The following is a 12,725-nucleotide window of genomic DNA, read 5'->3' on the forward strand; positions in this document are numbered from 1 at the left end:
GTTCAACTTTCGGGGTGCTGTGCAGACCTGTATTAATGGGCTCTGTGAAACTTAGAAATCGTATCGAACCCCTAAAGCCCACCAATCCCTATCAATTGCATTGATCTCCCTATCTGTACTGCTAGCATATTCTAAATATACAAACATTGGATCACTAAGCCGGTAGCTGCCACCCGCAACGTATTGGACGTCACTCAAATTCATGTCACTATTTTCCATATAGCTGACGTTCCCGTATATTTTGCCTTCTGAATAACTAAAAACGGGTGCTATACCATAATGACGAATATCTCCCTGCTCTTCGAATAACGCACCGACACTTAGCTGTGGAGATATTTTGTAGGTTACGCTTGCCCCGAGTAGAGCATCATCATCACCTTCTGCTTCATCATAGCCAGCGGCAAAACGTACCGGGCCTGTTTCATAGGCTACATATCCCATTAGGTTAAGTGTTTCTTCTTCACCCGCATCTTTGTCTTCTGGATCGAGCTTTCCAGCGACACCCAGGCTGAAGCCATCGAAGCTTTGGGATTCAAAGGAGATAGAGTTTCCACGGGCGCGGTCACCACCTTTTGCCAAGGCCCGCCAACCCACAGTATTTCTTACATTGATAACCTTGGATATGTTCTGATAATAGATGGAGTCAAAGTTACCAACCTTTACGGCTCCGACGTCTTCAAATCGTAGCCCTACATACGTGTTCCTTATATCATCAATGACGTTAGGCCGTGCCTCGTCGCGATCATTAGCGGTGAATCTAAACTCGGCTCTTATAAAACCCTCTAACTTAGGATTTATCCTATGTCCAGCTTTAAAGCCAAGGCGTGAACCTTCTTCACTAATATAGTCGTTACCGTCGTCGTTGTTTAACGTCAAGTGTATACGGCCATATAGGTCAAAGTAAGTTTCTCCGTCTTCATACACATTGAACGCCTGTGTGGTTCCTGAAAACCCTAATCCTGCTACTAGTGCCAATGCAGAAATGCCATGGCCTTTTTTGTTTTTCAACAACATGTTTATTCCCTAATGTCTTTTAAGTTTGTTTTTACCGCCGCGCAATTTTTCTTTTAGGCCCTCCTCTTTTTTATTAAATGCTGTATGGCGTAGGCATCAATAAGCCGCTCACGCAGCCAAAGCGAGATCACAGAGAGTGGCCAAAGTTGCCAACCTGTAACCCAGCGATGCTGGAGGAGCTTGTAAGCGCAATACGCCCTAGTTTTCTTGGCCGTATATCGGCCAGTCTGAAATCATCGATCTCAGAACATCTGGTGAGTAACTTTTATTTGGTGACGCTCGTTGATTCCCTTTAGTAACAGGTGTCGTTTCGACTGTAATGCTGAGCAGTCACTCTGGAGCAGGATCTGCAAGCGTTTTTGGATGCGTTCGATTAGTTGACCTTGAGCGTCTTCAGGACATCGAGTGTGAAATCGGTAATCATGGTGTTTCCTGGTTCTCCATGGGTCGGCATTTTCAGCCCTAGCCGACCCAGAATTGAGGGGGTAACCGGCGGTTCTCAACCGAAAAGCCACGGGTCGATCAGCCCACTTGGATAGGTCAGTGTTAAGAACTCAGCCATGCCGACCAGGAAAACGGTGACTCCAAGCGCCATGCTAGCGGCGATCCAGGGTTTGAGCCGTGCGATCACCAGCAGGAAGGTGAGGCAGAATAGCGTAGCTGCGGTAATGAAGCCGAGCAGCACCATTGTCGCCACCAGCGCAAAGAAACCGACCAGCCAGAGTCCTTGCTGACGCATAGCCTGGTTTTGCCACAGGGGTCGATGCATCACGCACCGGGCGATCTCCAGCAAGCAGGAAACGGCAAGAATTGCGATAGCCAGACGGGGCATGATGCCCCCGATCAAAGAGAGATCGGCAACATCTACCCAGGCGACGGCGGCGGTGCCAAGTAGCGTGACGAAAAGCACCACGTCGATCACACCCAGGCTGGGGGGCGCCGTGGGCGCCGCTGCTGCAGCACCGTCGGTCTGACGGCGTTTGGCCCATAGAGAGCGCAGCATGGGAATTAACATCGCGCTAAGGATTAGGGCACCGATAATCAGCACACCGGGCCGTTGGAAGGCGCCCATTCCCTGAAACTGGACTGCTTGGTAGAAGTAGGATTCGGCACCTGGGGCAAGTACGAAGCCGATCAGGAACGCCGGACGTGACCAATTCGCCTGTTTGAAAAGAACCCCCAAGATACCGACCGCCCCGAGGGCGAGCAGGTCGCCCGTGGCGCGCGTGGCCTGAAAGGCGGCAAACATGATCAGCACGGTGATCAGCGGTGCCAGGGTGACAAAGGGCAACCGGGTCAGGCTGGCTACCGGGCGAGCGAGAGCCAGACACAATGCAGCCCCCAGAATGTTGGCCAGAGCGAGTGACCAGATAATGGTGTAGGTCAGATCCAGGTGAGTCTCGATCATGCCGACGCCGGGCTGCAGGCCAAGCAGCAGAAGCCCGCCTAGGAAGACCGCAGCCGTACCTGAACCGGGCACCCCAAACAACAGGGTCGGTACCATGGCACCACAAGCGCAGGCATTGTTGGCAGACTCTGGGGCAATCACGCCGCGGATATCGCCCTTGCCAAACTCCGACTTGTCTTTGGCGGTTTGAACCGCATGGCCGTAGGTGAGCCAGTCGACCACGGAGCCGGCCAAGCCAGGAATGGTGCCGACTAAACTACCGATACCCGCACAGCGCGCAACGAGCCCACGGTTCTGGCCCACATCCCGAATGCCTTGCCGCCAGCCCTTGCCGAGCTTACAGGGCTCTTCGGCGATTGCACCGCGCTTGACCAGCAGGTCGATGATCTCGGGCAGAGCAAAGATCCCCAGGCCAACCACCACCAGTGGCAGGCCATCATAGAGATAGTCGAGCCCGAAGTTCATGCGGAACTCGCCAGTGGCCGGCGCCATACCAATGACACCCACCAGCAGGCCTAGTCCGCAAGCGGCAAGGCCCTTGAAGAGGTCTTGCCCTGAGAGTACAGCCACCATCGACAGGCCGAGCAGGGTCAACATGAATAGCTCGGAAGAAGAGAACGAAAGCACCAACGGGCGCGCGATCAGGATGAAGCCAGTCAGTACGACAGCACCGACCAGGCCGCCGATCATCGAGGATAGAAAGGCGCTCGACAGCGCACGGGCTGCCTGGCCACGCTTGGCCAGCGCGAAGCCATCGATCACGGTCGCCTGAGAGGCACTCGAGCCGGGAATTCCCAGTAGCACGGAGGCAAAGGTATCGCCAGTGGGAATCACTGCGACCAGGCCCATCAGCATGCCAAGAGCCACGGTCGGCTCCATGCCATAGAGAAAGGGGAGCAGCAGCGACATACCGGCGATGCCACCAAGACCGGGGATGATGCCGACAACAAGGCCGACAAGAACCCCCACGGTCATGAAGAGCAAATGGGAAACAGTGAATAACTGTCCCAAGCTGGAAAGAAGGATATCAAGCATGGCGTGTGGCTCTTGAGTTATTTAAAAAGAGGGAGCCCGGGGCTACCGACCCCGTCGGGGTCGGCACATCCCGCACCGCGTCAGATCTTGGCGCCGTGCTCCGACTGAAGCCAGTCGGCCAGCCATTCGCGGGTAGCATCATTGATGGACATAGCGTCGTCGAGATGGCGCTGTGCAGTGTCGCCGATGACTGGCGTGTACGGGCCCAACTGGGCTGCAGCCGCCTCCTTGAATGCCTCAGTACTTACGAAGTCGCGAGCCGCCTGCCGGTAAGTATCAATCAGGGCTTGCGGCGTTTCTTTTGGCACCATGATCAGCTTTTGCAGTGCATAGCCGGACGCGAAGAACTTGCGGAACGCTTCATAGGCGTCTCCTGTCGGTGCCTCGCCATGGTGCTCCTGGTAGACCTCGTTGAAGGTGGGAAGCTCGGGGAAGGCTGGGTCGCGGACGATCTCTCCTTCATCGTTCAGCATGCCCAGCGAGAAGAGTGGCACGGCCTTGCCGGACTCCACCAACGGCGTTACGTTGCTCAAGTAGGCAGAGGTGGTCTGGAAGTCGATGTCGGCTTCGCCACGTTCAAAGGCTAGGCGGCCCTCACCGCGGCTGCGCATACCGAACACTGCCTGTACATCAGCCCCCAGCATATCCAGAGCGATCAATACCGGAAGCTCGACGCCAGTGGGGTTCTGCGCCGCTAGCTTAACTGGTTGTGTCAGCAGGGCATCCAATGCTGCGTCGGCCGTCTCACCCAAGCTTGGCTGGGCATAAACGACACCCCCGGTTGGCGTGGCCAGGATGGGAGTCCAGTCGTTGTAGTCATAGCGAACGCGAGGGTCATCCAGCATGGCCGGATACTGAGTCGAGGCGGAGGTTCCCAGCCAATCACTGCCGTCCGTTTTGGCACGCAAGGCGAAGACATTGGCTCCATTGATGGAACCGCCGCCGGGAACATTGTCGATCATTAAAGTCGGCTCTCCTGGTAGAGAATTGCTCAGCCAGGGAGAGAAGAAACGCGCCCAGACATCCGTACCACCGCCGACGCCAAATGGAATAGTCCATTTGATGTTACCGGGTACTTCGACATCCTGGGCCTGGGCAGAGGTCATTAAACTCAAGCCCGTGAGGGTAAGCCCCAGTAAAGCAGCTTTCTTGAGCCCAAGTGTGATGGTGGGGGCTACAATCTTTTGGGTTTTCATGGCGTTACTCCTAGCATATTGTCGTTGTCGTTATTAAAGATGAGTCGGATGAGAGGACCCAACTGTTTCTATTAAGTCAGTAAATCCAGCCTAGGCGTGGCAGGAAGCGAGTAGAAAATGGAACCACTCATGATTTTTCTGGCAGTGCGAATCAATGACACGCGGGTAATATCGCAGAAATCGTTATTACGGTGCTCAACGTCGATGTCGATGTAACCGGAAGGATGCTCCAGCTTCACCTGCGCCAGAAGCTTGCCAGATGAAATTCGCTTGTTGTCTAACGCGATGCGATGGGCAATGGTGCCTGGGACACTGACCGCCGAGGCTAATGCGATGGCACCGGTCACGGCGATGGCCTTGTGGCAACGATGGGGCACGAAGTAGCGCGTGCACAGAGTGCTGCCGCTGTCCCGAGGCGCGGATAGGAGCACCGGTTTGGGCAACACACCTTGGCTGACGTCGCCCAGGCCCATTCGCCGTCCAGCCTCCCGGCGAATAATCTCCAGCCGTTCGAGGGCGTTACGGTTATCATTCAATTCGGCGGGCTCTTCATCACCTCTTAGGCCTAGATCGGCGGCGTCTAACATGACAATCGGAGTCGCTGCGTCGAGACAACTAACAGCGACACCCTCAATCATGTCACAAGCCTGCCCAGTCGGCAGTAGGGCGCCCGTCTTGGTGCCGATAACGTTGAGGAAGCCGAGCATGATGCCGGCTGAACTCCCCGGCACACCGCTGATAGAGGTATCGCCCTCGTAGGACACCTGACGGCCAGGTGTTGGCACATGGCACTCGATCAAGCGCTGGGTGTTCAGATTTCGAACCCGGACAAGAGTCGTTCCCTCTTGAGGTTCAACCAACCCGGTTTCGATTGCATAAGGGCCTACGGCGGAAAGCATGTTGCCGCAGTTGGGGTTGAAGTCCACATGGTGATTCAGCACGTCGACTTGGGCGAATAGATAGTCGACGTCGGCCTCCGGGTCGGAAGAGCGTTCCACAATCGCGACCTTGCTAGTCAACGGGTCGCCTCCCCCAATACCGTCGATCTGTAGGGAGTGACCGGATCCCATCAAACTGAGCAGGATCTTGGCTTGAGCTTCCTGGCTACTGGGGAGATCACTCATGCGTAGGAAGGGGCCTCGGGAGGTGCCACCACGCATGATCATGCAAGGAATGCTATTTAACATTGTTCATGCCCGTCTCTGAAAATCATGATCTGAGCATGTCAGTGAACATGTAATGCTTCAAATGCAAATAAAGAGCAGTTCTAATGTGTTTTTTGGATTAATGTGATAGCGTTATCAAATACATTACTTCGTGCAAGAATATACGTATGCAGCATCGGCTAGAATTTTTGGATCTTCAGGCATTCATTCAGGTGGCAGAGCTAGGCTCCTTCCACCAAGCAGCGCAGCGGCTGCATATCTCACAGCCCGCTCTGTCTCGGCGCATCCAGAAGCTTGAGGACTTGCTAGAAGTTGAACTGCTAGAGAGAACCACTCGGCGTACTCGCCTGACCCCCATTGGTGCAGATTTCCTGCCGCGTGCACGCCGCATGATTGAGGAATACGAGTCTTCAATTCTGGGGATACGCGAGCTCGCGACGCACCAGAAAGGCACAGTGACCATCGCCTGCCTACCCACCGCCGCTTTCTATTTTTTGCCCAGCGTGATCCGAGGCTTCAGTGAGGCTTGGCCGGGTATTCGCATTCGTATCCTCGACGTTAGCGCCAATGAGGGACTAGAGCGGGTCATCAGTGGAGAAGCTGATTTCGGCATCAATATGTTTAGTGCACAAAGTACCGAGGTTCGCTTCACCCCCCTTTTGCGTGATCCTTTCGTTCTCGCCCTGAGATCAGATCATCCACTTGCGGCAAAGGAAGATATTGGTTGGGCGGATCTCGAACAGGTCAGATTAATTACCGTCAGTCGGGATAGTGGCAATCGCACGCTATTGGACAATGCGCTTGCTGCTGAAGGTATACGCTTGAACAGTTTCTACGAGGTTCAACATCTTTCCACCTCGCTTGGTCTGGTGGAATCCGGTCTGGGGGTGGCGATCCTGCCTAGAATGACGATGCCGGGAGCGGATCATGACACCCTCTGCTCTCGGGAGCTTCCAGAGCCCCGGATTCAGCGCACCATCGGTCTAGTCAGAAGTAACTCGCACAGCATATCCAGCACAGCCCAGTTATTTATCGATATGCTTCTCGAACATTGGGGAAGCTCGGCTAGCTCCTAAAAGCATTTCAATTTGACAGTGATGTCTTTATTGTTAGCTCTTCTACTTTTCATATTGATTTAGTCTGAGCTAACAGGCGATTCATGGGGCTAAAAACCAACTAGATTACTCTTGTCTCTGAGTGTCCTTGTTCAATCTTGAAACAGGTGAGTTCATTTATGAGTACGTGTATGTGAGTGTAAGTTTCTGCTTATAATAGGATTATTGCAAAACCATAACACCTTTCCATCAAACTCTTAAAACGGTTTTGTTCTTATGATTGTGCTTGCTGCCGCAAGCGAAAATCCCGCGGTGAAAGCGTGGTATTGCGCTTAAAAAAGCGCGTGAAGTAAGCCGGTTCAGAGAAGCCTAAGCTGTCAGAGACTTGGCCAATGGTCATATTGGTATAGGTGAGCTGGCGCTTGGCTTCCAGCAGCAAACGTTCATGCAGCAATTGCAGGGCGCTGCGCCCGGCGAGTTGGCGGCAGAGCATATTCAAGTGCGCGCTACTCACCCCAATCTGCTCGGCTAACTGTTCAATACTCGGCTGCTCGCGATAGTGCGCTTCGATTAGCGCTTGATAGTGCTCTAAATGCTGCCGACCTTTGTCACTTTGGCGGGGGCCGTAGCGCTTTGCCGTGCTGCCGGTATAAGCACAAAGGCGCGATAGCTCGACCACCAAGGCTTGAATAAGTGCTTCGAGTAGGCTGTTTCGTCCAGGGGCAGGTTGGCGGTACTCCTGGTCGACCTGAGACACCAGTGTGGCAATTCGCTCGGCCCGATTGGACTGGAGTAGAGGGTAGAAGTCTGCTTTTTTTAGCGTACTGTTCTCACCCATTAACGCATGTAAGTGGTCTGCCAATGGCTTGGCCAGGGTAATGATGTGCCCCTGCACATCCGGTGAGAAGTGAAAGCCATGAATGGTCATGGCGGGCACCACGATAGCGCTGGTACTCTGCAGCTGATGGTTCGTTCCCTCCAGTTCTAACTCAACGCTACCTTGAGCAATAAACAGAATATGCACTAGATCGGCGTGGCGATGCGGGCGTATACGCCAGTCATGTAACTGGCTGCGCTCAGGAATGGATTCGCAGTGGAGCAAGTCTGGCGTGGGCCAATGCTGCGTCTCGCCATAGAGCTTAAATACGGGCACGGACGTTGCCGACGAGGCTGGCATCACCGGTATCTCCTATACGACTAAGGTGGGGTGAAAAAGCGCTAAATGTCCAATAATTGATCTAGATCATGCCTTATTATGCGGCGTGTTTCATTGAAAAATACAAGTCATAAGTTTTAGATAATGACAATGATGAGGCATCCCCTATGAAAACACAGGTCGCGATTATTGGCGCTGGCCCTTCTGGTCTACTGCTGGGGCAGCTACTCCATCGCCAAGGCATTGATAATGTGATTGTTGAGCGGCGTAGCGGTGAATATGTATTGAGCCGTATCCGCGCCGGTGTGCTTGAGCAAGGCATGGTGGACTTGCTGCGCGAAGCGGGTGTTGACCAGCGCATGGATGCAGAGGGCTTACCTCATGACGGTTTTGAGCTTGTTTTCGACAACCACCGCGTGCGAGTCGCACTGGATGAACTGACCGGCGGCAGTAAAGTCATGGTTTACGGCCAAACCGAGGTCACGCGGGATTTGATGGAGGCCCGCGCCGCCGCTGGCGCGACAACGCTCTACGAGGCGGAAAACGTGCAGCCCCACGACCTGGAGAGCGACCACCCCTACCTCACCTTTGAACATAACGGTGAAACGGTCAGGCTTGAGTGCGACTACATCGCCGGGTGCGATGGCTATCATGGTGTCTCCCGCCAATCGATCCCTCAAGAGCGCCTTAAAGAGTTTGAAAAGGTTTACCCGTTTGGCTGGTTGGGGGTGCTCTCGGACACGCCCCCGGTCTCCGATGAGTTAATTTACGCACGTCATGAGCGTGGTTTCAGTCTTTGTAGCATGCGCTCTGCCACCCGCAGCCGTTACTACCTTCAAGTACCGCTGGATGAAAAAGTAGAAGATTGGTCTGACGAGCGTTTTTGGGAAGAGCTCAAGCGCCGCCTGCCTGACGAGGTGGCCACAAAGCTTGTCACTGGGCCTTCCATCGAGAAGAGTATCGCGCCGCTGCGTAGCTATGTGGTCGAACCAATGCAGTACGGGCGACTGTTTCTGGTCGGTGATGCGGCGCATATTGTACCGCCCACCGGTGCCAAAGGGCTTAACCTGGCCGCCAGCGATGTGAACACGCTCTATCGGCTAATGGTGAAGGTTTACCAAGAAGGCCGCACGGATTTGATCGAGCGCTATTCGCAAACGTGCCTGAAGCGCATCTGGAAGGCGGAGCGCTTTTCCTGGTGGATGACCTCCATGCTGCACAATTTCTCTGATGAGGAAGATTTCAACAGCCGCATGCAGTTGGCCGAGCTGGACTACGTAACCAGCTCAAAAGCGGGGCTGACGACCATTGCGGAAAACTATGTGGGTTTGCCCTACGAACCGTTGGAATAGCATCTACCCTTTGTCCATTTATCCTCCTTGCCCAGGCTGATGCTTGGGCTTTTTTTGCGCCTTCTCGCTCAGTTTAAACGGCGTTTTCGCGGACTATTTCTGTGGTCTAAGTGAGTAATGGCGATGGAGGCTTCCTCTTGAGCGTGGCGAATTAAAAGCGAGCAGATCCGCTCCAGTGTGCACAGTATTGGTGCGCTGTGATACTGGCCAAGGCATTCGACTATTTGGCTAGCCGACTAGTTATTGTTACTAAATCAATCTATCTTATTGATAATAATTGTTTTAATTTTAAACGGCGAGTTTTTTGCAAAATAAAAAATAGATTTACGCCTGGGTATTTACTTTACTTTTCATGTGATGTTGAATGTTTTCTGCTAGGCTTACCTGACATTCAACACAAAAACAAATAGGGCTAATGACCAATGACCAGCCAAAAAAAGCTGTGGCTCAAAACTTCTCGCCGACTGACACGCTTGAGCGGCGTATGCGCTGGGGTGCTACTCAGCACCAGTGTGTTAGCGGATAATATCAATCTCAGCTATGCCTTCTTTGCGCCTTCCCAAACCTTTCCCGCCGTGCAGATGGAGCACTGGGCGAAAGAGCTTAACGAAAGAACCGATGGCCAGGTAAACGTCAACACCTTCCCTGGTGGAACGTTGCTGACGGCTGCCAACATGTTCGATGGCGTCTTAAACGGTGTTGCCGATATCGGTCTCTCTGCCACCTCATACGAGCCTGGACGTTTTCCGTTACTCAATTTGGCCGGAAATCTAACGGGTATCGGCGTGAATTCGCAGACAGCCAGCCAGGCAGTGTACGAACTGATCAAAGAGTTCCCTGCAGAAACGCTGGGCTTGGAAGAGTTTAAAGTCATTACGGCGTTCACCTCAGAGCCAGGCTACCTACATACTCAAGAATCAGTGACTTCGCTGGAGGATCTTGAGGGCCAAGAGATCAGGGTGCCAGGCGACAGTACAGCCGTTGTTCAAGCCCTTGGTGGCGTGCCTGTGGGTCTCACCCAATCGGAAACGGGGGAAGCCCTTCAGGCGGGTATCGTTAATGGCTATGTAGGTTCACGTGAGACGCTGATGGATCTGCAGTATGCCCGCAATGTGAGCTATATCACTGACTATCCTCTGACCAACGTTGTCTTCGTTGCGGTGATGAATCAGCAGCGGTGGGACGCTTTACCTGAAAACGTTCAGCAGGAGATCGATGCATTGGGTGCCGAAATGGCCTCCTATGCAGGTAAGTATCTAGATGAACACATCCAGGAATCCTTGACGTGGGCTGCTGAGAACCATGATCTTGAGCAGCTCTCCTTGTCCGAGGAGGAGGCAGAGCGCTGGTCGACCTTGCTGGAGCCTATCAATGAGCAACGGCTGGAAGAGGTGGCTGCTCAAGGGCTTCCTGCCTTTGAGTTGCGCGATCGGTTTATTGAGCTGATCGAACAAAACCAATAGTTGCCTACGCTTTTTGTCTGGGCGCATTTATTTGCGCCCAGTAAGCGCCATGCTGATAGACCTAGGTAGTTACCATGAATAAATTTAATTGGGTAATTAGCCGTCTCTTACTCTATGTAGCCGGCTCGGCATTACTAATGATGGTATTTTTGGTGGTCGGTAACATCATAATGCGCCAAGTTAGCTCTTCATTTGGTGGTACCACCGAAATGGTGGGCTGGCTAACAGCAGTGGTAGTGTCGCTATCACTCGCTTACTCCCAGCTTACTAAAGCCCATATTGAGCTGGACTTGCTGGTCGAACATTTGCCCACCCGTCTGCAAAGCGTTCTCTATGTCTTGGTCTCAGGTGCAAGTTTTTTATTCTTCTCCATGGTGGCTTGGAAGCTTTGGGAGTATGGCTTTAGCGCTATGCAAAGAGGCTCTTTATCGCAAACACTGCGTATTGCGTTTTACCCCATTGTTTATCTAGTGGCACTAGGGTTTTCTGCTTTTTGCTTGGTTCTTTTAGCAGACTTTTTGAGTAGTCTAAAAAAGGTGGTAACACAATGAGTATGACGCTGGTAGCTTTGTTAGGCGTGCTCTGTTTGTTTCTTCTTATTTTGTTAAAAATGCCGATTAGCTTCGCTATGTTCATGGTAGGTTTTTTTGGCATGCTTTACATGACTAGCCCTATTGCTGCGTATAACGTTATTAGCTCAGGAATCTGGGAGCAGTTATCGGGTTACTCTCTTAGTGTCATACCCTTATTTATTTTTATGGGGGAATTGCTGTTTCGCTCGGGGATAACGGAAAAGATATTTGCAGCTGCCTATGCCTGGATAGGCCATTTCCGTGGCTCCATGGCCACAACGACGATCCTTAGCAGCGCAGGTTTTGCAGCGGTTAGTGGTTCGAACACGGCCACGGCAGCAACTGTCGGCACCATTGCTCTCCCCGAAATGAAGAAATTTGGCTATAGCCGCGCGCTCAGTGCAGGCAGTGTCGCGGCGGGGGGCACCCTGGGGGTCATCATTCCACCAAGCTCTGTGCTGATTGTTATTGCGCTACAAGCTGAGCTGGCCATTCGCGACCTGTTTCTGGCCAGTATTGTCCCTGGGCTTATCCTGGTCGTGCTGTTCATCGCGACGATTGGACTACTCTGTCGGCGTCGCCCCGATATGGGGCCAGCAGGTGTGCGTTCGAGCTGGTCTGCAAGGTGGCGTTCGCTGAAAGGTGTTATCGAAATTGGTGCCCTCTTTACACTGGTACTGGGGGGGCTATTTGCGGGCTGGTTCACCTCAACAGAAGCTGCTGCGGTAGGCTGCATTGGCGCAATGCTGATTACCTTGATACAAGGAAAGCTCTCTTGGGCCGTCTTGAGTGAGGCCATCGCTAATGCACTCAAATCATCGGCCATGATCTTGATGTTGGTTGCTGGAGCGGTCATTTTCGGGCGTTTTCTTACCATCACAAGACTGCCTTACATGGTGGGCGAGTGGGCGGCGGCATTGCCCTTGCCAGCCATAATGGTAATGGCCTGTATTCTGCTGATCTATGTGATCGGCGGAGCGCTAATGGATGCGATGGGATTTTTAATTATCTCAATCCCGATTTTCTTTCCCGTAGCGCTTGCCTTGGGTTACGACCCAATCTGGTTCGGCGTGGTGGTATGTATCGTTACCAGTATGGGGGCGATTACACCGCCGGTGGGGGTGAACGCTTTCATTGTAAAGAGCTTGGATGCAGAGTTACGAATGGGTGAGACATTCCGTGGAGTGGGTTACTTCATACCCCCTTATCTGCTGTGCATTGCCTTGCTGTTGGTTATTCCTCAACTTGTATTGTTCGTCCTTTAGCGTTTACCCGATTATATAAATGGTTATAAATTTTATGCCTATT

General features: G+C 52.9%; 10 protein-coding genes. 5 read left to right on the top strand and 5 right to left on the bottom strand.

Going from position 1 to position 12,725, the window contains the following annotated elements; all coding sequences use genetic code 11:
* Nucleotides 1-51 precede the first annotated feature (51 nt).
* The 4 genes from HZS52_RS05405 to HZS52_RS05420 all read right to left on the bottom strand — a co-directional run bounded on the left by HZS52_RS05405 (nucleotide 52) and on the right by HZS52_RS05420 (nucleotide 5,819).
* On the bottom strand, nucleotides 52-1,014 hold the full coding sequence (locus tag HZS52_RS05405; RefSeq protein ID WP_190374293.1) for a porin: 963 nt from the start codon (nucleotides 1,012-1,014) through the stop codon (nucleotides 52-54).
* A 499-nt stretch (nucleotides 1,015-1,513) separates the two neighbouring features.
* A complete protein-coding gene (locus HZS52_RS05410; RefSeq protein ID WP_190374294.1) occupies nucleotides 1,514-3,457 on the bottom strand; it encodes a tripartite tricarboxylate transporter permease in 1,944 nt (647 codons plus the stop codon).
* 80 nt (nucleotides 3,458-3,537) lie between these two features.
* Nucleotides 3,538-4,653, bottom strand: coding sequence for a type 2 periplasmic-binding domain-containing protein (locus tag HZS52_RS05415; RefSeq protein WP_141440301.1), 1,116 nt, complete (start codon nucleotides 4,651-4,653; stop codon nucleotides 3,538-3,540).
* Nucleotides 4,654-4,724: 71 nt separating this feature from the next.
* Complete coding sequence (locus HZS52_RS05420) at nucleotides 4,725-5,819, bottom strand: 4-oxalomesaconate tautomerase (protein WP_236557413.1); 1,095 nt, start codon at nucleotides 5,817-5,819, stop codon at nucleotides 4,725-4,727.
* Nucleotides 5,820-5,986: 167 nt separating this feature from the next.
* Here HZS52_RS05420 and HZS52_RS05425 point away from each other — a divergent pair, with 167 nt between their 5' ends.
* Nucleotides 5,987-6,895, top strand: coding sequence for a LysR family transcriptional regulator (locus HZS52_RS05425; RefSeq protein WP_141440303.1), 909 nt, complete (start codon nucleotides 5,987-5,989; stop codon nucleotides 6,893-6,895).
* 253 nt (nucleotides 6,896-7,148) lie between these two features.
* Here the strand turns inward: HZS52_RS05425 and HZS52_RS05430 are convergent, their stop codons facing one another.
* The gene (locus HZS52_RS05430) at nucleotides 7,149-8,051 is read right to left on the bottom strand and encodes a helix-turn-helix domain-containing protein (RefSeq protein WP_161462936.1); all 903 of its coding nucleotides are present in this window, start codon (nucleotides 8,049-8,051) and stop codon (nucleotides 7,149-7,151) included.
* A 146-nt stretch (nucleotides 8,052-8,197) separates the two neighbouring features.
* On the opposite strand from HZS52_RS05430, the gene pobA reads away from it, so the two are divergent.
* The 4 genes from pobA to HZS52_RS05450 all read left to right on the top strand — a co-directional run bounded on the left by pobA (nucleotide 8,198) and on the right by HZS52_RS05450 (nucleotide 12,682).
* On the top strand, nucleotides 8,198-9,382 hold the full coding sequence (gene pobA, locus HZS52_RS05435) for a 4-hydroxybenzoate 3-monooxygenase (protein ID WP_190374295.1): 1,185 nt from the start codon (nucleotides 8,198-8,200) through the stop codon (nucleotides 9,380-9,382).
* Between the two features lie 422 nt (nucleotides 9,383-9,804).
* Nucleotides 9,805-10,845 carry a TRAP transporter substrate-binding protein gene (locus HZS52_RS05440; RefSeq protein ID WP_190374296.1) on the top strand — a complete coding sequence of 347 codons (1,041 nt, stop codon included), beginning with the start codon at nucleotides 9,805-9,807 and terminating at the stop codon, nucleotides 10,843-10,845.
* Nucleotides 10,846-10,919: 74 nt separating this feature from the next.
* On the top strand, nucleotides 10,920-11,396 hold the full coding sequence (locus HZS52_RS05445; protein ID WP_041157367.1) for a TRAP transporter small permease: 477 nt from the start codon (nucleotides 10,920-10,922) through the stop codon (nucleotides 11,394-11,396).
* Nucleotides 11,393-12,682, top strand: coding sequence for a TRAP transporter large permease (locus HZS52_RS05450; RefSeq protein WP_041157366.1), 1,290 nt, complete (start codon nucleotides 11,393-11,395; stop codon nucleotides 12,680-12,682). The genes HZS52_RS05445 and HZS52_RS05450 overlap by 4 nt, the downstream gene beginning before the upstream one ends.
* Nucleotides 12,683-12,725 lie beyond the last annotated feature (43 nt).

Source organism: Vreelandella titanicae, from assembly GCF_014697095.1.
Classification (GTDB): domain Bacteria; phylum Pseudomonadota; class Gammaproteobacteria; order Pseudomonadales; family Halomonadaceae; genus Vreelandella; species Vreelandella titanicae.